The following is a 22,651-nucleotide window of genomic DNA, read 5'->3' as shown; positions in this document are numbered from 1 at the left end:
CGTCCGGACCCGAACCCCTACCCCCCCGTACACCCGCTTTCCTGGAGGACGTTCCGTGTCCAAGCCGCTCATCGGCGTGACCACCTATCTGGACCAGGCCCGCTGGGGCGTGTGGGACATGCGGGCCGCGCTGCTCCCCGCGCCGTACCCGCGGCTCGTCCAGGAGAGCGGGGGCATCGCGGTGATGCTGCCGCCGGACGCGCCGGAGGCCGCCGCGGCGGTCGTGGCCCGGCTCGACGGGCTGGTGATCGCTGGCGGGGCGGATGTGGAGCCCGTACGGTACGGGGCCGTGCCCGACTCCCGTACCGGCCCGCCGGCCCGGGAGCGGGACGCCTGGGAGCTGGCCCTGATCGACGCGGCCGTCGCATCCGGGACCCCGCTGCTCGGCATCTGCCGGGGCATGCAGCTCCTGAACGTGGCCCGGGGCGGGACCCTGATCCAGCACCTGGACGGGCACGTCGAGGCGGTCGGGGTGATCGGCCGGCACCCGGTGAAGCCGGTGCCGGGCAGTCGGTACGCCTCTCTGGTGCCCGAGCTCACCGAGGTCCCGACCTACCACCACCAGGCCGTGGACCGGCTGGGCGCGGGGCTCGCGGCCTCGGCCCACGCGGAGGACGGCACGGTCGAGGCGGTCGAGCTGGCAGACCCGGCCTGGGTCCTGGGCGTCCAGTGGCATCCGGAGATGGGTGACGACTTGCGCGTGATGCGCGGGCTCGTCGAGGCGGCGGGCGTACGCCGGGGGTGACGGTCCCCGCGCGGCGGGCGTACGCCGGGACTGAGCCTCCCCGCGCGGCACCGGTTGTCGCGCGGATCGCACGGGCTGCACCAGTCGTACGAGTCGTACCGGCCGTACGGGGCATACGGCGAGGGCTGGTCATGCCTGCGCCCGGGCGGCGAGCAGGGTGCGGTCCTTGCGCATGAGGAGGGCGTAGAGGGTGGCGGCGACGCCCATGCCGACAGGGAGGGAGAGGTCGACGCCGTCGAGGGCGGCGGCGATCGGCCCCGTGTAGAGGGTGTTGACACAGAGGGCCGCGGCGGTGACGCCGACGACGAGCGCGAGGGCACCGGCCGGGTTGATGCCGGCGGTGTACCAGAAGGGGCTGCCGGGGGTCTCGTCCGAGAGCGCGCGGCCGTCGTAGCGGCAGCGGCGCAGCAGGACGTCGGTGGCGTAGACCGCCGTCAGGGGGCCGATCAGGACGGTGATCACCTGGAGGGCGTTGCTGACGGTGTCGAGGAAGTGGGAGACGAGCAGCCCGTAGAGGGTGAGGGCGACAGCGACGGCCCCGTCGAAGAGGACGCTGACGGAGCGTCGGACGCGAAGGCCGACGGCCTGGAGCGCGAGCCCCGCGCTGTAGGCGGTCAGGGCGTTGATGGCGATGGTGCCGAGGACCAGGGCGAGCAGGAAGACCGGGACGAACCAGCCGGGCAGGATCTCCTGGAGCGCGGTCTGCGGGTCGGTCATGTCGACGGCGGTGGCGGCGAGGGCGCCGAGCGAGCAGACGACGACGCTGGGCAGGAAGGCGCCGAGCGCGTTCCACCCGATGATCGCCTTCTTCGAGGCGGTGCGGGGCAGGTAGCGGGAGAAGTCGGCGCTCGTGGTGTACGAGAGCGGGCCCGAGGCGATCATCGTGGTGCCGGCCAGGAGCAGGGCCCAGAGCTCGACTCCGCCGAGCGGCTCGGCGGGGGCGTACGAGAAGTCGGCGTGCCGCAGGACGGCGAACGCGACGACGGTGAAGGCACCGGCGAGGACCAGGGTGATCGGCAGGTACAGCCGGATGATCAGGCCGTGTCCGTAGACGCTGATCGCCAGCGTGAGCGCGGCGATGACCACGATGACGGCCACCTTGACGGGGGTGTCGGCCGCGATGCCCGCCTTCTCGACGAGCGCGAAGGCGGCAGTGGCCGCGGCGGCCAGGTTGAGGGCGAAGTAGCAGACGGAGACCAGCCAGCCGCCGACCGCGTTGTTCACGCGGTTGCCGAGGACGCCGTAGACGGCCCGGGTGATCACCTCGCTGGGCGCGCCGGCGGCCGGTCCCGAGGTGGCGAGGAGGCCGGGGAACAGCCAGAACAGGTTGCCCACGACGGTCACGGCGACGGCCTGCCAGAGGCTCAGGCCCATCAGGACGAGGGCTCCGCCGATGACCAGGCTGAGGTAGTTGACGTTCGCCGCCGCCCACACGGAGAAGAGCTCTCGGGGGTGTCCGTGGCGCTCGGACTCGGGGATGTGGTCGATGCCGTGGGCCTCGATCCGGCCCGGCCGATCGGTGTCCCGCACGGCGGCCTGTGCGCCCTGAGGGCCCGGGAGCGGGTCGGGGATCGTGGAAGTCATGCGGCCCTCCGGATTACGTGTGGTGCCCACCTGGTTGCTTATTGGTCGCACACTCAATAGCATTGCGGTTATGCCGTCAAGCATTCAGCGCAAGAGAGTTCGGAAAACGCCCGAGGCCCGGCGGGCGGAGATCGTGGAGACCGCCGCACGGGTGGCCCTGACCGAGGGGCTCGAGTGCGTCACCCTCCGGCGGATCGCCGAGGAACTCGCCGTACGACCCGGTCTGATCAGCCACTACTTCCCGTCGGCGGAGGACCTGGTGGGCGAGGCCTTCAGCGTGGCCGCCACCGGCGAGCTCGACGGCCTGCTCCCGGCCGACCGCCCCCACGGGACCCCCACACAGTGGCTCGCGCGCTACTTCGCCCTCTCGGCGGGCGAGGCGTACGACGACATCAGCCGCCTCTGGATCAACGCCCGGCACCTCAGCCGCTACCGGCCCGTCCTGCGCGACCGGGTCACCGAACAGGAACTCGCCTCCGACGACCGCCTGGAGCAGCTCATCCGCGAGGGAGTCGCACGCGGCGAGTTCCGTACGGACGACCCGCGGACCACCGCCATCCAGATCCTGGTGGTGCTCGACGGCCTCGGCGCCCACGCCAACTCGGACCGGACCGACCGGCCGGAGGCCGTGACCCGGATGGCCGTGACCACGGCGGAACGCGAACTCGGCCTGCCGCACGGCGCGCTGACCGACGTACCGCCGCCGGCGGAGCCCGCCTGACCGCCGCCGGCGGAACCCGTCTGACCACCGCCGGCGAAACCCGTCTGACCACCGCCGGCCGACGATGCCCCCGCCGCCAGTCCCCCACTGACGGGCCTCCCGTCGCGGCTAGCCGCCTCTCGCACCCCGTCCGCCACCTGGAGCCCTGGAGCCACCCGTGCGCACCCGACTCGTCCTGCTCTCCGCCCGTCTGCTCGACCCCGGCACGGGGGCGTTCCTGCCCGAGACCGCGCTCGCCGTCTCCCACGACGGCCGGATCGCCGCCCTGGGCGACGACCGCGAGATCCGCGCGCTCGCGGGACCCGCCACCACCGTCGTGGACCTCAAGGGCGCCGTCGTCACCCCCGGCCTTGTCGACGGGCACCTGCACCCGGTGTCCGGCGCCGAACTGACCCACGGCCTCGACCTGTCGTACTGCGCGGACCTCGACGACGTCCGCGAGGCCCTCGCCCGCGAGGCCCGGAACCTCGGCCGGGGCGACTGGCTCTTCGGCTGGGGCCTCGACCCGAACGCCTTCGGCGACCTCCCCGTCGGCATCGCCCCCTTCGACCCGGTACTCGACGGGATCCCGGCGTTCCTGCTGCTCTTCGACGCCCACTCGGCGCTGGCCAGCCGGCGCGCGCTCGAACTCGCCGGGGTCGACGGCCCCCGCACCTTCGCCCAGGCCTCCGCCGAGGTCGTCTGCGACGCCGACGGGCGCCCGACCGGGCTGCTCCAGGAGGACGCCGCCTGCGAGCTCGTCGAGCGGGTCGCCCCTCGTCCGACGGCCGAGGAGAGCCGGGAGCGGCTGGCCGCGGCGCTGCGGTCCATGGCCGCGGCCGGGCTCACCGGCGGTCACGCGATGGACGCGAACGGCGAGAGCCTCGCGCTGTACGGGGAGCTCGACGCGGCCGGTGAACTGGCGCTGCGGCTCCGGGTGGCGCCCTGGTGCCAGCCCGGCACGGACGCGGACGGGGTACGGGCCCTCATCGAGCGGCAGGGCACGGGCGGCGCCCTGTGGCAGGTCGCGGGCGTGAAGCTCTTCATGGACGGGACCATCGACAACGGCACCGCGTGGCTGGAGCGGCCCGACTGCCATGGCGAGTCCACGCACGCGTTCTGGCCGGACCCCGACGCGTACACCGGCATCATCGGGCAGCTGCACCGGGCGGGCGTGCCGACCGCGACGCACGCGATCGGGGACGCCGCCGTCCGGCACGTCCTGGACGCCGTCGAGAAGGCGCGCGCGGCCGGCGGGAGCGAGGTGCGGCACCGGGTCGAGCACATCGAGACGGTCCCGGACGACACGCTGCGCCGCTTCGCGGAGCTGGGCGTGCTCGCCTCCATGCAGCCGACGCACTGCTGCGACTTCACCCGGGCCGACCACACCGACAACTGGTCGCGCCGCCTGGGCGAGGAGCGCGCCTCGCGCGCGTGGCGCTGCCGGGACCTGGCGGACTCCGGGGCCACGGTGGTCCTCGGCTCCGACTGGCCGATCGCGCCGTTCCCGCCGCTCGGCGTGATGGCCGGGGCCCGGCACCGGCGCCCGAGCCGCGACCTCGGGCAGCCGCCGCACGGCCCCGAGCAGGCGCTGACGGCGCTGGAGGCGCTGCGGGGCATGACGACGGCGGCGGCGTACGCGGCGGGCGAGGAGCACGAGGCGGGCCGGCCGGCCCTCGGCTTCCGCGCCGACCTGACGGTCTTCGCCGACAACCCGCTGACGACGACGGCGACGGACCTGCCGGACCTCCCGGTCCTGCTGACGGTCCTGGACGGCCGGATCACCCACCGGGCAGCGGGGGTCTGAGCCACCGGCTCCCCAGGCAGCGAACCGCAGCCGCCGGCCGAGAGAACCGGGCAAAGGAAGACAGACCCGCACCTCTGCTCCGTCTCTTGCACGGTGAGTGCGGGTGGGAGTCCCAGCCCGGCCGAAGACAGGGCGCAGTCGGACCGGAGGCCGGGCCACGGCCGGCCGGAAGCCTGGCACAGGCCGACCGGAAGCCGGGCGAGTCCGGCCGGAAGCCAGGCACAGCCCGACCGGAAGCCGGGCAAATCCGGCCGGAAGCCAGGCACAGCCCGACCGGAAGCCGGGCAAATCCGGCCGGAAGCCAGGCACAGCCCGACCGGAAGCCGGGCAAATCCGGCCGGAGGCCAGGCACAGCCCGACCGGAAGCCGGGCAGGGCAGGCCGGAAGCCAGGCACAGGCCGACCGGAAGCCGGGCGCATTCCGACCGGCCCGCGGCCTCCCCGGAGCGAGCCCCTGCCCCCCCCCGCCGTTCAGCCCGCAGGCCGCGCGCGGGTCAGGGACAGGAGGTCGCGGGCCGGGCCCGTGGGCCGGTGGCCCGTGGGCCAGACGGCCCGGAGGTCCCGGCGCAGCTCGACGCCCCCGACGGGGATGGACACCAGCCGCCGCGAGGCCAGTTCCTCGGCGATCGCGAGTTCGCTGAGGACGGCCGGCCCCGCCCCGCTGACCGCGGCGGCCTTCACCGCCGTCGTCGAGGCGAGTTCGAGGAGCGGCTGCGCGAGCCCGCCGTGGTCCGAGAGCGCCGCGTCGAGCACCTGCCGGGTGCCCGAGCCGCGTTCCCGCAGGACCAGCGGGGTCGCCGCCAGCTCCGCCGGGTCCAGCGGGCCGCGGCGGCGGGCCCACGGGTGCGAGGGCGCGGCGACGATCACGAGCCGGTCGTGGGCGACGACCACCCCGTCGAGGCCGTCCGGGATCGCGAGCCCCTCCACGAAGCCCATGTCCGCCTCGTTCGCGAGGAGCCGCTCCGCGACGACAGCCGAGTTTCCGGCCTGGAGCGACACCGCCGTGTCGGGTCGCTCGGCGCGCAGCGCGATCAGCCAGCCGGGCAGCAGGTACTCGGCGATCGTCATCGACGCGGCCACCCGCAGCCGGGAGTCCCGCCGCCCGCGCAGCGCCTGCGCGCCCGCGTCGAAGGCCTCGGCCGCCTCGACGATCCGCCGCGCCCAGTCGGTGACGAGCGCGCCCGCGTCGGTGAGCCGCGAGCCGCGGGGCGAGCGGTCGACCAGGGCCACGCCGAGCTGCCGCTCCATCGAGCGGATCCGGCTGCTGGCGGCGGGCTGGGTGATGCCGACCTCGCGGGCGGCGGCGCCGAGGCTCCCGTGCCGGGCGACGGCGAGGAGCAGTTCGAGCGCCCCGAGATCCGGGACCCGGTGATGGAGCTGGGCTCTGACGTCGGCCCCGTACGCCTCGCCCCGGCGTTCACCCGTGTACTGCTCGCCGCGCTGCTCCCCGTTACCGCTCATAAAGCCAGCTTATGACGTCATAGCCGCAAGATCCCTGGTGGGGGCCGGGGAATCGGACGACGGTGGAGCCATGGCAAGCCTCGCACCTCCCCTTCCGGCCGTCCGCGCCACCACCCCCGGCGCCCGGCCGGCCGCCTCCCCGGCCCGTTCCGCCCGTCACCTCGGACCCAACTGGTACGCCTCCGTGATGGGCACCGCCATCGTGGCCAACGCCGGCGCCGGGCTCCCGCTGGACCTCCCCGGCCTCCGTACGGCCTGCGCCGCGGTCTGGGCGCTGTCCCTCGCGATGCTGCTCGTTCTGCTCGCCGCCCGCACCGCGCACTGGATCCACCACCGCGACCAGGCGCGCGCCCACCTCCTGGACCCCGCCATGGCGCCGTTCTACGGCTGTCTCTCGATGGCGCTGCTCGCGGTCGGCGGCGGCGCCATGATCGTGGGCCGGGACTGGATCGGGCTCCCCGCCGCCGTCGCGCTCGACACCGTCCTGTTCACCGCCGGCACGGTCGTCGGCCTGGCGGCCGCGGTCGGCATCCCGTACCTCATGGTCGTCCACCACAAGATCGAGAACGCCTCCCCGGTGTGGCTGCTGCCGGTCGTCGCCCCCATGGTCTCCGCAGCCCTGGGCCCACTGCTCGTGCCCCATCTGCCCGCCGGCCAGGCCCAGGAGACCCTGCTGCTCGCCTGCTGGGCGATGTTCGGCGTCAGCCTCCTCGCGACCCTGGTCATGCTGCCGCTGGTCTTCGGCCGGCTCGTGACCGGCGGCCCGCTGCCCCTCGCGCTCACCCCCACCCTCTTCCTCGTCCTCGGCCCGCTCGGCCAGTCGACGACCGCCGCGAACAAGTTCGCCGACGTGGCCCCGGGCGTCCTCCCCTCCCCGTACGCCCACGGCTTCGCCTCCTTCGCCGTCCTCTACGGCGTGCCCGTCATGGGCTTCGCCCTGCTGTGGCTGGCCCTCGCCGGTGCGATGGTGCTGCGGGCACGCCGGCAGGGCATGGGCTTCGCGATGACGTTCTGGGCGTTCACGTTCCCCGTGGGGACGTGTGTGACCGGCGCCGAGGGGCTCGCGCAGCACACCGGTCTCGCGGCCTTCCGGTGGCTCGCGATCGGCCTGTACGTGTTCCTCGTCGCGGCCTGGCTCGTCGCCGGGGCCCACACCGTGCGCGGTCTGTTCAGCGGTGCGCTGCTCGCAGGGCCCGCGCCAGCACCCGCGGCGCCTCGACGAGAGACGGCCCGTACCAGGTGAGGTGACGCCCGTCGACGAGGGCGGCGGCGGTGCCGGGGAAGGCCTCGGGGCCGTCCTCGCGCGTGAAGCGGTACGGCTCGTCGGGCAGGACGACGAGGTCGGGAGCGGCGGCGCGGAGCTCGTCGAGCGGCAGGCGCGGATAGCGGTCCGGGTGGTCGGCGTACAGGTTGCGGACCCCGAGGCGGGCCAGCAGATCACCGGCGAAGGTGTCACGGCCCAGAACCATCCAGGGGCGCCGCCAGATCGGCACGACGGCCGTGTACTCCCCCTCAGAGGCGACCGCCGCCCACGCCGTCTCCGCCTCGTCGAGCCAGCGGGGCCGCCGGGGCGCGCCGCACGCGGCGAGGACCCGCTCCAGCTCGCGCAGGCCCTGGTCGAGGGTGCGGATCTCGGTGACGAGGACGTCAAGACCGGCGGCCCGTAGTTCGGCGAGGTCGGCGGCGCGGTTCTCCTCCTCGTTGGCGAGGAGGAGGTCGGGGCGGAGCGCGGTGATCGCGCGGACGTCGGGGTTCTTGGTGCCGCCGATCCGTGCGACGTCGAGGTCGGCGGGGTGAGCACACCAGTCCGTCGCCCCGACGAGCAGACCGGGCGCGGTGACGGCGACGGCCTCCGTCAGGGACGGCACGAGGGAGACGATTCTCCTGACCGTGCCACGCCGCACGCTCATTCCTCTTCGGCCTCGACGTGCTCGGCGACCGCGACGACGAGCAGCCGGGTGCCCGCCTCCGTGGCGCGCCAGCGGTGGCGCACCCCGCCCGAGAGGTAGAGCGTGTCGCCGCGGCCCAGCCGGTACGCGCGGCCCTCGGCCTCGACCTCGGCGGCCCCGTCGGCCACGTACAGCAGCTCGTCGTTCCGGTGCTGGAACTCGCGGCCCGCGTCCTGCTCGCCGGTGAACTCCAGGGCGTGCAGCTGGTGCCGGCCGCGGACGATCGCCCGGACGCCCGGGGGCAGCTCCGGGGTGACCTCGTCCGCCCGCACGACGTCGACGGTGCGGGAGGCCTCGGCGGCCGCGAGGAGGTCGGCGGCAGTGGTCTCCAGGGCGTCGGCGACGAGTTCGAGGGAGCGGTGGCTGGGGCGCGCGCGGTCGTTCTCGACCTGGCTGAGGAAGGGCACGGACAGACCGCTGCGCGAGGAGACGACGGCCAGGGTGAGCTGGAGCGCTCTGCGTCGCCTCTTGACGGCCGCGCCCACGCGGGGTGATTCCTTCTCGTCCATGTCGGCTCCCTCCCTCGTGCCTCGTGCGTACCCGTACCGGGCGGTTACCTGAACCTTACGCAGCTTTGGGGCGGGGTTTCGCGTCGTGACGAAAAGGGGTGGTCGCCGAACACGTTCGGCGACCACCCCTTTTCGGACAGGAACCGTTCACCGGTCCCCGCCGGCTGCCCGGGGGCAGCTGCGGCGCTACTGCGGCGCGAGCTTCTCCGCGAGACCCGGGTTGCTGTCCAGCCAGGTCCGGACGGCCTGCTGCTCCTTGCCCTTGCCGGTCTTCTGGATGACGGCTTCGAGGTCCGTGAGCTGCTTCTCGGTCAGCTCGAAGTTCTTCAGCCAGGCGCCGACCTCGGGGTTCTCGGCGGCGAATCCCTTACGGGCCAGGGTGTGGACGCCGTCGCCCTTGCCCCAGGAGCCCTTGGGGTCGGCGAGCTTCTTCAGGTCGTGGGCGGAGTAGGCCCAGTGCGGCGACCAGAGGGTCACGACGACCGGTTCCTTGCGCTCGTAGGCGCGCTTCAGCTCGGCGAGCATGCCGGGCGTGGAGCCGTCGACGACCTCGTACTCGCCCTCCAGGCCGTACTCCTTGAGGACCTTGTCCTTGAGGATGCCCATCATTCCGGCGCTGGGCTCGATGCCGACGATCCGGCCCTTGAACTGTCCGGCCTTGCCCTTGAGGTCGGCGAGCGAGTCGACGCCCTTCACGTACGAGGGGACGGAGAGCTCCAGGGAGGTGGGGCCGTACCAGGAGCCGAGGTCCTCCAGTTCGTTCTTGTACTTCTCCCAGTACTGGGCGTGGGTGACGGGCAGCCAGGAGTCGGTCTGGAAGTCGAGCTGGCCGCCGGCCAGGCCGGTGTAGAGCGCGCCGGCCTCCAGCTGCTTGGTGTCGACCTCGTACCCCCGTCGCTCCAGGAGTTCCTTCCAGAGGTACGTGGAGGCGATGCCCTCGTCCCAGGGGATGTAGCCGATGCTGATCTTCTTGCCGTGACCGCCGTCGGTGCCCGAGGCGGTGGTGGAGCTCGCGCCGGAACCGCCGAGGATTCCCGTGCCCCCTGCGACGAGGGCGAGGACGACGACACCGACGAGGGCGGTGACGGGCTGCGGGCGGTGGGCCCACAGCTTCGCCCCCGGGCGCTTGGCGCTCAGCGCGGCGCGGGCCTTGGCGGCGGCGCGGCGGCCGAGCGGGGAGACCTGGCGGCCGAGGGCGCCGGTCATCCGGTCCAGGTACATGGCGAGGACGACGATGGAGACGCCGGCCTCGAAGCCGAGGCCGATGTCGACGTTGCCGATGGCGCGGTAGACGGCGCCGCCGAGCCCGCCGCCGCCGACCATGCCGGCGATGACGACCATGGACAGGCCGAGCATGATGACCTGGTTGACGCCGGCCATGATCGTCGGCAGGGCCAGCGGGAGCTGCACGCGCAGCAGCGTGTTGCGCGGGGTGGTGCCGAACGCCTCGGCGGCCTCGACGAGTTCGCCGTCGACCTGCCGGATGCCCAGCTCGGTCATGCGGACGCCCGGGGGCAGCGCGAAGACGATGGTGGCGATGATGCCGGGGACGACGCCGACGCCGAAGAAGATGATGCCGGGGATGAGGTAGACCATCGCCGGCATGGTCTGCATGAAGTCGAGGACCGGCCGGAGCACGGTGCTGACGGTCTTCGAGCGGGCCGCCCAGATGCCGAGCGGTACCGCGATCACCAGGGTGACCAGGGTGGCGACGAGGACGAGCGAGAGCGTCGCCATGGCCTCGTCCCACAGCTGGACCGAGTCGACGAGCGCGAACCCGGCGAAGGCGAGCACACCGGCGGCGAGCCCGCGCAGCCACCAGGCGACGACGGCGAGGATGCCGGCGAAGAGCAGCGGCTGGGGCGCGGACAGGACGGCGTCGATGCCGTCGTAGAGGCCGGTGACCCCGGTGCTGACGGCGTCGAAGAGCCAGGAGAACTGGGCCTGGAGCCAGTCGACGGAGCTGTCGACCCACTCACCGAGGGGAAGCCTAGGCACGGGCGGTCAGCTCCTTCTCCGACTGGGTGGCGGTCGCGGCGTCGGTCTTGGCGTCGGCCTTGCCGCCTGTCTGGCTGTCCGTCCTGGTGTCTGTCACCGCGCCGGCCTTCGCGGCGGTCGGGTCGCCGGCATCCCTCGCGCCGAGTCCGCCCATGACGGCGAGCAGGCGCTCCGTCGGTACGACTCCGAGGACGGCGCCGTCGGAGTCCTGGACGGTCACGGGGTGCGGGGCGCGGGCGGCCACGGCGCACAGGTCGGCGACGAGCGTGTCCGGCCCGACGGCCTGGCAGGTGCAGTCGTCGGGGCAGTCCGCCGGGGTGGCGCCGCCCGTCATGACGGCGGAGGCGGTGAGCACCCGGGAGCGGTCGACGTCCTGGATGAAGGAGGCGACGTAGTCGTCGGCGGGGCGGACCAGGATGTCCTCGGCGGTGCCGAGCTGCACGATCCTGCCGTCGCGCATGACGGCGATCCGGTCGCCGAGGCGCATGGCCTCGTTGAGGTCGTGGGTGATGAAGACGATGGTCTTCTTCAGCCGCTGCTGGAGGACGAGGAGCTGGTCCTGCATGTCGCGGCGGATCAGCGGGTCGAGCGCGCTGAAGGACTCGTCCATGAGGAGCAGGTCGGCGTCGGTCGCGAGCGCGCGGGCCAGGCCGACGCGCTGCTGCATGCCACCGGAGAGCTCGTCGGGCCAGGACTTCTCCCAGCCGGCCAGGCCGCACAGTTCGAGGGCCTCGGTGGCGCGGGTCTCGCGCTCGGCGCGCGGGACGCCCTGGACCTCCAGGCCGTAGGCGGCGTTCTCCAGAACGTTTCGGTGCGGGAACAGCGCGAAATGCTGGAAGACCATGCTGATCTTCGTGGAGCGGACGGTGCGCAGATCGCGGGGGGACAGCGCCGTGAGGTCACGTCCGTCGAAGAGGACCCGGCCGGCGGTGGGCTCGAGCAGGCCGTTGAGCATGCGGAGCAGGGTCGACTTGCCGGACCCGGAGAGCCCCATCACGACGAAGATCTGGCCGGGTTCGACGACGAAACCGGCGTCCACCACGGCTGCGGTCGTCCCCTCGGCGCGCAGCTCCTCGCGGTCGGCGCCGGCGGCGAGCCTGCGGACGGCTTCGTCGGGTCGTCTGCCGAACACCTTGAACAGGTGGTCTGCCTGGAGCCTGGACACATAAACCTCACGGGTAGCAACGAAAACGGCCCCCACCACCCCCGCGCGGCTGGGCCGTGGAGCGGGCGGGATCGGCCCGCGGGCCCGTCGCGTACGGGGATCCTTTTGTTGAATCCCGTACTGGGTTCCGCTCCGGGCTCGCGCCTGCCCGGCTTCGCACCACGCAAACGCAAAGGTGACGGGGGTCACGTGCGGGGGTCCGGAACCGCCGACACCGCGAACGCGTCTCCGGACCCCGGCGGCGCCCCGAGGCCTAAAATCAAGCGGGTGACTCGACGCCTCATGCTCCTCGACACCGCCAGCCTCTACTTCCGCGCCTACTTCGGCGTTCCGGACTCCGTCCGGGCCCCCGACGGCTCGCCCGTGAACGCCGTGCGCGGACTGCTCGACTTCATCACCCGGCTCGTCCAGGACCACCACCCTGACGAGCTCGTGGCCTGCTGGGACGACGACTGGCGGCCGCAGTGGCGGGTCGACCTGATCCCCTCGTACAAGGCGCACCGCGTGGCGGTGGAGACGGAGACCGGCCCGGACGAGGAGGAGATCCCGGACACGCTGTCCCCCCAGGTGCCGGTGATCGAGGAGGTCCTGGCGGCGCTCGGCATCGCCCGGATCGGGGCGGCGGGCTACGAGGCGGACGACGTGATCGGGACGCTCGCGGGGCACGCGTCGGGACCGGTGGACATCGTCACGGGCGACCGGGACCTCTTCCAGCTGGTGGACGACGCGCGGGGCATCCGCGTGCTGTACCCGCGCAAGGGCGTCGGCGACTGCGACCTGGTGGACGCGGACATGATCGTCACGAAGTACGGGGTGCGCCCCGACCAGTACGCGGACTTCGCGGCGCTGCGCGGCGACGCCAGCGACGGCCTCCCCGGAGTGAAGGGCATCGGCGAGAAGACGGCCGCGCAGCTGATCACGGAGTACGGGGACCTGGCGGGCGTACGGGCGGCGGCCGGGGAGCGGACGTCGAAGCTGACGCCCGCCAAGCGGCGCGGGATCGTGGAGGCGGCGGCCTATCTGGACGTCGCGCCGACGGTGGTGCGCGTCGCCGGGGACGTACCCCTGCCGGAGTTCGACGCGACCCTGCCGAAGGCTCCCCGCGACCCGGCGGCCCTCGACGCCCTGGTGAAGCGCTGGGGTCTCGGCGGGGCCGTGGGCCGTCTGCTTCCGGTCCTGGAACGCTGACGAAATCAGGCCACACTGGGTCGACCGCGCCTCGGGATGCTAGCTTAGGCATACCTAAGTACCTAGTTCTTCGAGTTACGTCGAGTCAGGAGAGCCACTCGTGGCGGAGCAGCCCCGCAAGGCACCGAAGGCCACCGAAGCGCGTGTGGTGCGCACCGAGCTCATCACCCCGCACATGGTGCGGGTCGTCCTGGGCGGCCCCGGTCTCGATGCCTTCGAGGTCGGCGCGTACACCGACCACTACGTGAAGCTGCTCTTCGCCCCCGAGGGGGTCGCCTATCCGGAGCCGTTCGACATGGACCGGATCCGGGAGGAGTTCCCCCGGGAGCAGTGGCCGACGACGCGGACGTACACCGTACGGGCCTGGGACCCGGTCCACCGTGAGCTGACCATCGACTTCGTGGTCCACGGCGACGAGGGCCTCGCGGGCCCGTGGGCGGCGCGGGCGCAGCCGGGCGAGACGGTGCGTTTCCTCGGCCCCGGCGGCGGCTACACGCCGGACCCTACGGCGGACTGGCACCTGCTCGCGGGCGACGAGAGCGCGCTGCCGGCGATCGCGGCGGCCTTGGAACGGCTGCCCGCGGGGGCGCGGGTGCACGCGTTCGTGGAGATCTCGGACGCCGCCGAGGAGCAGAAGTTCGCGACGGAACACGGCATCCACGTCACCTGGCTGCACCGGGGTGACCGCCCGGCGGGCGAGGCGCTCGTCGAGGCCGTGCAGACCCTGGACTTCCCGGCGGGCGACGTGCACGCCTTCGTCCACGGCGAGGCGGGCTTCGTGAAGGACCTCCGCCGTCACCTGCGGCTGGACCGCGGGATCTCGCGCGAGCGGCTGTCGATCTCGGGCTACTGGCGCCTGGGCAAGTCGGACGAGGCGTGGCGCGCGATCAAGCGCGAGTGGAACGACCAGGTGGAACGCGAGCAGGAGAAGTAAGCCGCGGAGCCGGGAAACCGGCTCAGCGGCGCGAGGCCGGGAAACCGGCTCACGATGCGGGGCCCGGGGGCGAACCCTCGGGCCCCGAGCCGTTTCCGCAGGCGTGACGGCAGCGCCTGGCCAAGACCCGCAGCACAGACGCCCCGCTGCACGCCCGGGTCGCCCAGGTCGCCCAGGCCGCCCCGGTCCCCCTAGGTCGCCTGCCCGTACAGGCGGTCCGAGGTGTCCGTGTGGGCCATCCGCCGCAGCGCCGAGAAGATCGCGTCGCCGATGACCGTGCCGACGACCACGCTCTCCACCAGCTCCTCGCGCGAAATATTGCGCGCCACGAACTCCAGGTCCGCCCGCGCGACCCGCTCCGCCGCATCCGCGTACGCGTCCAGGACCTCGACGAAGGCCCCGTGACCCGCCTCGTCGACGGCCGCGAGGGCCACGGCGAGCGCCTCCGCGGCCGGGTTGCCCGGGTGCACGCGCCAGCCGCGCGCGGCGATCAGCGCCGCGACCTGCTTCCGCGCCTCCTCGATCCCGGTGTGCGACGCGCGGTCGTAGCGCGGCACCAGCCCTGAGGCCACCGTGCCCAGCAGCTTGTGCACCGATCGTTCGGGGTCGTCGACGGCGACGATCACCTCACGGATCGCCGCCACCGAAAGGCCGCCCACATCGAGGAGAGCCCGGATCAGGCGGAGGCGCTGCACATGCGTCTCCCCGTACGAGGCCTGGTTCGGGCTCGTCAGCTCCCCGGCCGGCAGCAGTCCTTCCCGTACGTAGAACTTGATCGTCGGGATGGACACCTCGGTCCTGCGACTCAACTCTCCGATGCGCACCGCGTGTTCACCTTCCTGGTCTCACTTCGGCCTTGCCGACCGACCCCCCATCATAGATAGTGGCGCTATCAGATAGCGGCAAGTGCCACTATCTACTCTTTCCCACGGGGGGATCCGTATGCCTTCATCGCACAAGAACCCACTCACGCGGCTCCACCGACCGCTGGTCTGGTTCGCCGCCTCCATGGGCGCTCTCGCCCTGGTCTCCGCCGTCGGCATCTTCGTCGACGACCGGATCCTGGTCGGCGTGCCGATCTGGACCAAGCCGTTCAAGTTCTCGGTCTCGCTCCTCGCGTACGCGCTCTCGCTCGCCTGGATGCTGTCACTGCTCCCCCGGGGCCGTCGGGTCGGCTGGTGGGCCGGAACCGTGGTCGCCGTCGCCGGCGCCGGCGAGATGGTGCTCATCACCCTCCAGGTGATCCGCGGCAAGCGGAGTCACTTCAACCAGACGACGCCCTTCGACAACACCGTCTTCCAGGTCATGGGAGCCACCGTCGTCGTGCTGTGGCTGGGCGCGCTGGTCATCGCCGTCCTCCTGCTGCGCGCCAAGATCCTCGACCGGGCGATGGCCTGGGCCGTCCGGCTGTCCTCGCTGATCGCCCTGGCGGGCGCCGCGGTGGGCTTCCTGATGGTCCGTCCGACCCCGGAGCAACTGGCGGTCGACGAGTCACCGATCGTCGGCGCCCACGCCGTCGGCGTACCGGACGGCGGCCCGTCGATGCCACTCACCGGCTGGGCGAGCAACGGCGGCGACCTGCGCATACCGCACTTCTTCGGCATGCACGCCCTGCAACTGCTCCCGCTGCTCCTGCTCGTCCTGGCCGCACTCGCACCGCGCTTCGCCCGCCTCGCGGACGAACGGGTACGACTCCGGCTCACCCTCACGGCCTCGGCCGCGTACACGGCGACCTTCGCCCTGCTGACCTGGCAGGCCCTGCGCGGCCAGGCCCTGTTCGCACCGGACGGCGCGACATGGGCGGCAGCGGGAACGATCGTCCTGCTGAGCGCGACAGCCGCAACCTTCTCCCTCCGGGGGCCCTCCCCCTCCCCCTCCCCCACCCCTTCCCCCGCCCCCTCGCCGCACCGCCCCTCCTGATGGCTCGGCGGGCGCGGACATGCCGCGGCGACCGGGCCGAACGCGCGCTGCCCTAGCCTGACCGGATGCGAGACATCGACAGGTCCTTGGGTGCCGTCCTCGGCTCCGCCGTCGGCGACGCCCTCGGCGCCCCCTTCGAGTTCGGTCTCCCGGGGGTCTTCCGCGAGCGGTTCCCCGACGGCGTCGGGGAGTTGTGCGGAGGCGGCGGCTGGGATCCCGGCGAGGCGACGGACGACACGCAGATGGCCGTCCTCGTCGGCGAGTCGCTCCTCGAACGGGGTGGTCTCGACCTACCGGACATCTTCGACCGGTTCCGCCGCTGGGCCGCGGCCGACCCCAAGGACATCGGCCTCCAGACCGAACAGGTCCTGCTCGGCGGGGACCCCTGGGACCTGGCCGCCGCGATGCACTTCCAGATCAACGCGCTGGCCGCGGGCAACGGTTCGCTGATGCGGGCCTCGACGTCGGCGGTGTACTTCGCGGCCCGGGGGCGGGCCGAGACGATGGACGCCGCCCGCCGGATCAGCGCCCTGACCCATGGCGACGGCGCGGCCTGGGAGGGTACGGCGATCCTCCATGAGCTGATCCGTGTCGCCCTCCTCGGCGAGGACCCGATCGCCGCCCTGCCCGCGACCCTCGCCGAGGTGGCCCCGGAGCACCGGGAACGCTGGGCCACGGTCCTGGCAATCGGCTGGCACCCGGACGACGCCACCGAGTTCAACGGCGCGGTGTGGCCCTGTCTCGGTTCGGCCGTGTGGGCACTCCGTACGACCGGCTCCTTCGAGGAGGCCGTGGCCTCGGCGGTCGACCTGGGCGGGGACACCGACACGGTCGCGGCCGTGACCGGGATGCTCGCCGGCGCCGTGCACGGCGCCGGCGCCATCCCCAGCCGCTGGACGGCCACCCTCCATGTCCCCCTGCCTGGTTTCGGCAACCGGGTCCTGTACGCCGACGACCTCAGGGACTTGGCAGCGGACCTGTCGTCCGGGCGACGACCTGCCTGACCTGTGTCGGCCTCGGCCGCGACTCGGCCGCACCTCGACCTCGGCTCAGCCCGCCTCAGCCCGGCGCGGCCCGGCGCGACCCGGCGCGGCCCGCCTCAGGGACGCTGCCGGTCCGTCGTCAGCTCCGTGCCCGCACGGTCGCCAGGACGTCGCGGTCCGGCTGGAGGGTGAGGCTCGGGACCGGGAGGATTTCCTCGGTGGTGACGTCCAGGTGGTAGCGGCGGGCCAGGACCGCGAGGATCAGGACCGCCTCCACGAGGGCGAACCGGGTACCGAGGCAGACGCGGGGGCCGCCGCCGAAGGGGAACCAGGCGTACTCGGGTATCTCCTCGGCGGGCTCGCCGTCCCGTTCGATCCAGCGCTCGGGGCGGAAGGCTTCCGCGTCGCCGTACCAGCGGGGGTCGCGGTGTGTGGCCCACTGGCTGGACCAGACCCGGGTGCCGGCCGGGACGGCCCTGCCGCCGAGCATGGCGCCCTCCTTCGCGAGGCCGGTGATCAGCCAGATCGTCGGGTAGAGGCGGAGGGTCTCCTTGATGACCGCCTGGGTGTAGGTCAGGGAGGCGTAGTCGTCGTAGCCGGGTTCGTGGTCGGCGAGGACGCGGTCGAGTTCCTCGGCGAGCGCGTCACGGACCCGCGGGTTGCGGGAGAGCAGGTACCAGGCCCAGACGAGTGTGGAGCTCGTGGTCTCGTGGCCGCCGATGTAGAGAGTGACGGTCTCGTCGCGGATCTCCTCGTCGGACAGGGGCGCGCCGCTCTCGTCGCGGGCGGCGAGGAGACGGCTGAGGAGGTCCGGGCGTTCGGTGTCGCCGTCGCGGTGGCGGGAGACGACACGGGAGACCTCCGCGTCGATGACGGCGGTGGCGCGCTTGATCCGGGCGCGTCCGGGGGTCGGTAGCCAGTCGGGCAGCACCGCTCCGATGCCGCTGAACTCGGCGCCGATCTCCTTCTGCGCGACGTCCATCGCCTGTCCGATGGCTTCGGCGTCGGCGGCGGTGTCGACGCCGAAGATGGTGCGGACGGCGACGAGTTGGGTGAGGGCTGCCATCTCCTTCTTGATGTCGATGTGCTGCCCGTCGGCCCACCGGTCGGCGAGGGCGACGGCGCACTCGGACATGGTCGCCGCGTAGGAACGGACCTGTTTCGGCCGGACGGAGGGCTGCACGAGGGAGCGCTTGCGGCGCCAGTCGGCTCCCTTGGAGACGATCACGCCGTTGCCGAGGAGGGTGCGGAAGGCGATGCCAAGGTCGGGCTGGTCGAAGGTGCGCTCGACCTCGGTGAGGAGTTCGCCGACGGTGTCGGGGTGGGCGATGAAGAGGGAGGGTTTGCGGCCGAAGCGCCAGCGGACGATGTCGCCGCGGTCCCGGAGCTGTTCGAAGAAGGCCAAAGGGTTCTTCCCGAAGGCGGGCAGGCTGCCGAGGAGGGGAACGCCTCGTGGTCCGTCGACGACAACCGGAGTCACGGCCGGAGCCGACGGCCGTGCCCCTGCCGTCGCCCCCTCCTCCTGCGTCCCCGCGTGCGAATGACCGGCTTGCGTGGTCATAGGTGTCCCCTCCCCAACTGACCTTCTCTGCTTGCGAGTCCATGCAATCGGAACGGCCGCGCCCGCGCCACCCCTGTGGACAACGACCTGTGGACAACCATCCGAGTACGACGATCGGACGTCCGGAAAAGGCCGAGTGCCCGTGGCGCGATCGCCACGGGCACTCGGTCGTGCACAAGAAGGACGCGGGACCGTCAGCCCACCGAGCTGTACGCCACGACACCCCGCAGCAGCGCGTCCACGGCCTTGCGGGCGTTCTTGGCGACGGTGCTGTTCTCCCTGGGCGCCGCCGCCGCGATCTGTCCGAGGACGTCGATGACCTGCTTGCACCAGCGGACGAAGTCGCCGGCGGGCATCTCGGCCTCGCGCAGCACCTCGTCGAGGCTCTTGTCGGAGGCCCACTGGTAGGCGGCCCAGGCGAATCCGAGGTCGGGTTCGCGCTGGCCGACCCCCTCCGCCTGGTTGATCTTGAATTCCTCTTCGAGGGCGTCGAGCCTGCCCCAGATCCTGACCATCTCGCCGAGCGCCGCCTTGGCGTTGCCCGCGGGCAGCTTGGGTGCGACGGCGTCGTCGGACTGTCGCGCCTCGAACACCAACGCCGAGACACAGGCGGCCAGTTCGGCCGGGGTCAGGCCCTCCCAGACGCGGTCGCGGAGGCATTCGCTGGCGAGCAGGTCGAGTTCGCCGTAGAGCCGGGCGAGCCGCTTGCCGTTCTCCGTGACCTCGTTGCCCCGCAGGTAGTCGAGCTCGGTGAGGAGCGCGACGATCCGGTCGAAGGTGCGCGCGATGGTGTTGGTGCGACCCTCGATGCGCCGCTCCAGCTGCTGGGTGTCGCGCTGGAGACGGTGGTAGCGCTCGGCCCAGCGGGCGTGGTCCTCGCGCTCGTCGCAGCCGTGGCAGGGATGGGCGCGGATCTCGGTGCGCAGCCGGGCGATCTCGCGGTCGTCGGCGGCGGCGGAGCGCTGCTTGTGGTGGCGCTCGGGGTTGATGTGTCCGGCCTTGCTCCGCAGGGCGGAGGCGAGGTCGCGACGGGACTGCGGGGAGCGCGGGTTGAAGGACTTGGGGATCCTCATCCGCTCCAGGGCCTCGACCGGGACGGGGAAGTCGATGGAGGCGAGCCTCTTGACCTGCCGCTCGGCGGTGAGGACGAGGGGGCGGGGCCCGTCGTGGTGCTCGAAGCCGCGGTGGCCGTTGGTGCGGCCGGCCGGGATGCCCGGGTCGAGGACGAGGGCGAGTCCGGCGAACTTGCCGGTGGGGACGTGGATGACGTCGCCGGGCTTGAGCTTCTCCAGGGCGCCGGCGGCCTGGGCGCGACGCTGGGCGGCGCCCTGGCGGGCCAGTTCGGTCTCGCGGTCCTTGAGGTCGCGGCGGAGCCGTGCGTACTCCTCGAAGTCCCCGAGGTGGCACGTCATGCCCTCGCGGTAGCCCTCGAGGCCCTCCTCGTTCTTCTGCACCTGCCGGGAGATGCCGACGACGGAGCGGTCGGCCTGGAACTGGGCGAAGGAGGTTTCGAGGAGTTCGCGGGAGCGGTGCCGGCCGAAGCCTTCGACGAGGTTGACCGCCATGTTGTACGAGGGCTTGAAGCTGGAGCGCAGCGGGTAGGTGCGCGTGCCGGCGAGTCCGGCCAGGTGGTCCGGGTCGAGACCGCGCTGCCAGAGGACGACGGCGTGGCCCTCGACGTCGATGCCGCGGCGGCCGGCCCGCCCGGTGAGCTGGGTGTACTCGCCGGGGGTGATGTCGGCGTGCTGCTCGCCGTTCCACTTGACGAGCTTCTCCAGGATGACGGTGCGCGCGGGCATGTTGATGCCCAGGGCGAGCGTCTCGGTGGCGAAGACGGCCTTGACGAGGCCCTTGACGAAGAGGTCCTCGACGACCTCCTTGAAGGTCGGGAGCATGCCGGCGTGGTGGGCGGCGATGCCGCGCTCCAGCGCTTCGAGCCATTCGTAGTAGCCGAGGACGTGCAGGTCCTCGGTGGGGATGGCGGCGGTGCGCTCCTCGACGATCTCGCGGACGCGGCGGCGTCCGTCGTCGTCGTTGAGCCGGAGTCCGGCGTAGAGGCACTGCTGGACGGCGGCCTCGCAGCCGGCACGGCTGAAGATGAAGGTGATGGCGGGCAGGAGCCCTTCGGCGTCGAGACGCTCGATGACCTCGGGGCGGCCCGGGGTCCAGATGCGGGAGCGCTGGCGGCGCTCGCGCTCGCGGTCGGCCTCGCGGACCATCTTGCCGCGCCGCCGGTCGCGCGGGTTGTACGTGCGCGTGTTCTCGGTGCGGGCGAGGCGCTGGAGGTCGGGGTTGACCTCGCGGCGGGAGGCGCCGCGGCCGCCGTGGTCGGTCTCCTCCTCGAAGAGGTCGTACATCCGGCGTCCGGCGAGGACGTGCTGCCAGAGGGGGACGGGGCGGCTCTCGGAGACGATGACCTCGGTGTCGCCGCGGACGGTGTCGAGCCAGTCGCCGAATTCCTCGGCGTTGGACACGGTCGCGGAGAGTGAGACGAGGGTGACCGATTCGGGGAGGTGGATGATCACTTCCTCCCAGACGGCGCCGCGGAAGCGGTCGGAGAGGTAGTGGACCTCGTCCATGACCACGTAGCCGAGACCGGAGAGGGCCTGGGATCCCGCGTACAGCATGTTGCGGAGGACTTCGGTGGTCATGACCACGATCGGCGCATCGCCGTTGACGCTGTTGTCACCGGTGAGCAGGCCGACCTTGTCGTTGCCGTACCGCCTGACGAGGTCGGCGTACTTCTGGTTCGACAGCGCCTTGATCGGGGTCGTGTAGAAGCACTTGCGGCCCTGGTTGAGGGCGAGGTGGACGGCGAACTCGCCGACGATGGTCTTGCCGGAGCCCGTGGGCGCGGCGACGAGTACGCCCTTGCCCGCTTCGAGGGCCCGGCATGCCTCGATCTGGAAGGGGTCCAGACCGAACTCGTACATCTCGCGGAAGGGGGCCAGCGCGGTGGCCGCATCGGCGTTGCGGGCTTTCGCGGCCGCGTACGCCTCGGCTGGTGTGAGGTCCTCTGTCATCTTGTTCTCGAGCCTACCCGCCCCCTGTGACAGTGACGCGATCTTTATCGAGGGGATGTGGAAGGCCCCACTCCGGGCGTGCGAAAGCCCCCCGGACCGAGTCCGGGGGACCCCGCACGATCAGGTGATGTCGTCGTAACCGTTCGCGCGCTGCACGCCGGCCCCGCCCGTCTCTCCGGTGGCCTGCTCGGGCAGGGCCCGGGAGGCGCCGACGGGCTCGATGGCGCCGACGGCCTGCGGGGTCAGGTCCAGCTCCGAGGCCTCGTCGTCGTCGAGCTCGGCGTCGGGGTTGTTGCGCTTGCGCCGCCGGTCGTTGAGGAGGGAGAAGCCGACGGCCCCGAAGTACAGGACGGTGATGGGTCCGGCCAGGGCGACCATGCCGACGGGGTCGGTGGTGGGGGTGATGATGGCGCCGAAGACGAAGACGCCCATGATCACGCCGCGCCACCAGCCGGCCATCCGGCGACCGGTGAGGACACCCGTGAGGTTGAGCATCACCAGGACCAGCGGCAGCTCGAAGGCCAGGCCGAAGACGAGCACCATACGCAGGGTGAAGTCGAGGACGTCACCGAGCGAGAGGATGTTCGCGGAGCCGCTGGGCGTGAGGCTGATGAGGACCTTCACGCTGATCGGGAGGATCAGGTACGCGAGGTAGGCGCCGGCGGAGAAGAGCGGCACGGCGGCACCGACGAAGGCGTACGTGTACTTCTTCTCGCTCTTGTGCAGTCCGGGCGCGACGAAGGCCCACAGCTGGTAGAGCCAGACGGGGCTCGCGACGACGAGGCCGGCCGTCAGCGACAGCTGGATCGTGGTGCTGAACGGCGCCATGAGCGTGTTGAAGGAGACGATCGCGCAGTTTCCGCCGTCACTGGTGACGCCCGGTGGGCACGTGGGCACCGATTGCGTCAGGAACTGCATCAGCTCCTCGCTGTACACGAGGGCCACGATCGTCACCGCGGCGATGGCGAGGAGACCCTTCGCCAGTCGGTTGCGGAGTTCACGCAGGTGCTCCACGAGGGGCATCCGACCCTCGGGATCCTTCTCCTGCTTGCGGGCAGACTTGGGCAACCCACGTCCTCATCTCATGCGGCAGGCCGCCGCCCGGTGCGGCGGCCGCGGCGGACC

General features: G+C 72.4%; 18 protein-coding genes. 8 read left to right on the top strand and 10 right to left on the bottom strand.

From position 1 onward, the window contains the following. Window positions 1-55 precede the first annotated feature (55 nt). Window positions 56-745, top strand: a complete 690-nt coding sequence (locus tag N5875_RS31225; protein WP_338497520.1) for a gamma-glutamyl-gamma-aminobutyrate hydrolase family protein — start codon at window positions 56-58, stop codon at window positions 743-745. A 129-nt stretch (window positions 746-874) separates the two neighbouring features. Here the strand turns inward: N5875_RS31225 and N5875_RS31220 are convergent, their stop codons facing one another. Beyond that, complete coding sequence (locus N5875_RS31220; RefSeq protein ID WP_338497518.1) at window positions 875-2,329, bottom strand: cytosine permease; 1,455 nt, start codon at window positions 2,327-2,329, stop codon at window positions 875-877. A gap of 70 nt (window positions 2,330-2,399) precedes the next feature. Here N5875_RS31220 and N5875_RS31215 point away from each other — a divergent pair, with 70 nt between their 5' ends. After that, entirely contained in the window at window positions 2,400-3,050 is a 651-nt protein-coding gene (locus tag N5875_RS31215) for a TetR family transcriptional regulator (protein ID WP_338497516.1), read from the top strand. A gap of 157 nt (window positions 3,051-3,207) precedes the next feature. Continuing rightward, on the top strand, window positions 3,208-4,836 hold the full coding sequence (locus N5875_RS31210) for an amidohydrolase (protein ID WP_338497514.1): 1,629 nt from the start codon (window positions 3,208-3,210) through the stop codon (window positions 4,834-4,836). Between the two features lie 470 nt (window positions 4,837-5,306). On the opposite strand, the gene N5875_RS31205 is transcribed toward N5875_RS31210, so the two are convergent. Continuing rightward, window positions 5,307-6,296 (bottom strand): LysR family transcriptional regulator, encoded by a 990-nt coding sequence (locus N5875_RS31205; protein ID WP_318206881.1) that lies wholly within the window; start codon window positions 6,294-6,296, stop codon window positions 5,307-5,309. A 70-nt stretch (window positions 6,297-6,366) separates the two neighbouring features. Between N5875_RS31205 and N5875_RS31200 the strand changes: the two genes are divergently transcribed. Continuing rightward, a complete protein-coding gene (locus N5875_RS31200; RefSeq protein WP_338497513.1) occupies window positions 6,367-7,539 on the top strand; it encodes a TDT family transporter in 1,173 nt (390 codons plus the stop codon). Here the strand turns inward: N5875_RS31200 and N5875_RS31195 are convergent. The 4 genes from N5875_RS31195 to N5875_RS31180 all read right to left on the bottom strand — a co-directional run bounded on the left by N5875_RS31195 (window position 7,466) and on the right by N5875_RS31180 (window position 11,917). After that, window positions 7,466-8,206 (bottom strand): helical backbone metal receptor, encoded by a 741-nt coding sequence (locus N5875_RS31195; protein WP_338497511.1) that lies wholly within the window; start codon window positions 8,204-8,206, stop codon window positions 7,466-7,468. The genes N5875_RS31200 and N5875_RS31195 overlap by 74 nt on opposite strands. Further along, complete coding sequence (locus tag N5875_RS31190) at window positions 8,203-8,754, bottom strand: cupin domain-containing protein (protein ID WP_318206884.1); 552 nt, start codon at window positions 8,752-8,754, stop codon at window positions 8,203-8,205. The genes N5875_RS31195 and N5875_RS31190 overlap by 4 nt, the downstream gene beginning before the upstream one ends. Before the next feature lie 186 nt (window positions 8,755-8,940). Then, window positions 8,941-10,752, bottom strand: coding sequence for an ABC transporter permease/substrate binding protein (locus N5875_RS31185; protein ID WP_318206885.1), 1,812 nt, complete (start codon window positions 10,750-10,752; stop codon window positions 8,941-8,943). Continuing rightward, window positions 10,745-11,917, bottom strand: coding sequence for a glycine betaine/L-proline ABC transporter ATP-binding protein (locus N5875_RS31180; protein ID WP_318206886.1), 1,173 nt, complete (start codon window positions 11,915-11,917; stop codon window positions 10,745-10,747). The genes N5875_RS31185 and N5875_RS31180 overlap by 8 nt, the downstream gene beginning before the upstream one ends. Window positions 11,918-12,199: 282 nt before the next feature. On the opposite strand from N5875_RS31180, the gene N5875_RS31175 reads away from it, so the two are divergent. Further along, a complete protein-coding gene (locus N5875_RS31175) occupies window positions 12,200-13,105 on the top strand; it encodes a 5'-3' exonuclease (protein WP_338499319.1) in 906 nt (301 codons plus the stop codon). 100 nt (window positions 13,106-13,205) lie between these two features. Beyond that, window positions 13,206-14,039 (top strand): siderophore-interacting protein, encoded by an 834-nt coding sequence (locus N5875_RS31170; protein WP_318206887.1) that lies wholly within the window; start codon window positions 13,206-13,208, stop codon window positions 14,037-14,039. A 191-nt stretch (window positions 14,040-14,230) separates the two neighbouring features. On the opposite strand, the gene N5875_RS31165 is transcribed toward N5875_RS31170, so the two are convergent. After that, complete coding sequence (locus N5875_RS31165; protein ID WP_338497507.1) at window positions 14,231-14,863, bottom strand: MerR family transcriptional regulator; 633 nt, start codon at window positions 14,861-14,863, stop codon at window positions 14,231-14,233. A gap of 184 nt (window positions 14,864-15,047) precedes the next feature. On the opposite strand from N5875_RS31165, the gene N5875_RS31160 reads away from it, so the two are divergent. Continuing rightward, complete coding sequence (locus N5875_RS31160; protein WP_338499318.1) at window positions 15,048-15,959, top strand: hypothetical protein; 912 nt, start codon at window positions 15,048-15,050, stop codon at window positions 15,957-15,959. Between the two features lie 65 nt (window positions 15,960-16,024). Further along, window positions 16,025-16,963: an ADP-ribosylglycohydrolase family protein gene (locus N5875_RS31155; RefSeq protein ID WP_318206889.1), complete on the top strand. Its 939-nt coding sequence runs from the start codon at window positions 16,025-16,027 to the stop codon at window positions 16,961-16,963. A gap of 118 nt (window positions 16,964-17,081) precedes the next feature. Here the strand turns inward: N5875_RS31155 and N5875_RS31150 are convergent, their stop codons facing one another. The 3 genes from N5875_RS31150 to tatC form a co-directional block, all read right to left on the bottom strand. Beyond that, window positions 17,082-18,422, bottom strand: coding sequence for a cytochrome P450 (locus tag N5875_RS31150; protein WP_338497505.1), 1,341 nt, complete (start codon window positions 18,420-18,422; stop codon window positions 17,082-17,084). 275 nt (window positions 18,423-18,697) lie between these two features. Next, the gene (locus tag N5875_RS31145; protein WP_318206891.1) at window positions 18,698-21,526 is read right to left on the bottom strand and encodes a DEAD/DEAH box helicase; all 2,829 of its coding nucleotides are present in this window, start codon (window positions 21,524-21,526) and stop codon (window positions 18,698-18,700) included. A 120-nt stretch (window positions 21,527-21,646) separates the two neighbouring features. Beyond that, window positions 21,647-22,549 carry a twin-arginine translocase subunit TatC gene (tatC, locus tag N5875_RS31140; RefSeq protein ID WP_318207365.1) on the bottom strand — a complete coding sequence of 301 codons (903 nt, stop codon included), beginning with the start codon at window positions 22,547-22,549 and terminating at the stop codon, window positions 21,647-21,649. Window positions 22,550-22,651: the final 102 nt, after the last annotated feature.

The sequence above is a fragment of the Streptomyces sp. SJL17-4 genome, assembly GCF_036826855.1.
Taxonomy (GTDB): Bacteria; Actinomycetota; Actinomycetes; order Streptomycetales; family Streptomycetaceae; genus Streptomyces.
Note: the sequence above shows the minus strand (reverse complement) of the source record. Positions and strands in the feature narration are given on the sequence as shown.

Coding starts and splice junctions, on each gene's coding strand:
- N5875_RS31220 (WP_338497518.1), bottom strand. CDS start 2,329: ATGACTTCCACGATCCCCGACCCGCTCCCGGGCCCTCAGGGCGCACAG.
- N5875_RS31215 (WP_338497516.1), top strand. CDS start 2,400: ATGCCGTCAAGCATTCAGCGCAAGAGAGTTCGGAAAACGCCCGAGGCC.
- N5875_RS31205 (WP_318206881.1), bottom strand. CDS start 6,296: ATGAGCGGTAACGGGGAGCAGCGCGGCGAGCAGTACACGGGTGAACGC.
- N5875_RS31200 (WP_338497513.1), top strand. CDS start 6,367: ATGGCAAGCCTCGCACCTCCCCTTCCGGCCGTCCGCGCCACCACCCCC.
- N5875_RS31195 (WP_338497511.1), bottom strand. CDS start 8,206: ATGAGCGTGCGGCGTGGCACGGTCAGGAGAATCGTCTCCCTCGTGCCG.
- N5875_RS31190 (WP_318206884.1), bottom strand. CDS start 8,754: ATGGACGAGAAGGAATCACCCCGCGTGGGCGCGGCCGTCAAGAGGCGA.
- N5875_RS31175 (WP_338499319.1), top strand. CDS start 12,200: ATGCTCCTCGACACCGCCAGCCTCTACTTCCGCGCCTACTTCGGCGTT.
- N5875_RS31160 (WP_338499318.1), top strand. CDS start 15,048: ATGGGCGCTCTCGCCCTGGTCTCCGCCGTCGGCATCTTCGTCGACGAC.
- N5875_RS31155 (WP_318206889.1), top strand. CDS start 16,025: ATGCGAGACATCGACAGGTCCTTGGGTGCCGTCCTCGGCTCCGCCGTC.
- N5875_RS31145 (WP_318206891.1), bottom strand. CDS start 21,526: ATGACAGAGGACCTCACACCAGCCGAGGCGTACGCGGCCGCGAAAGCC.
- tatC (WP_318207365.1), bottom strand. CDS start 22,549: ATGCCCCTCGTGGAGCACCTGCGTGAACTCCGCAACCGACTGGCGAAG.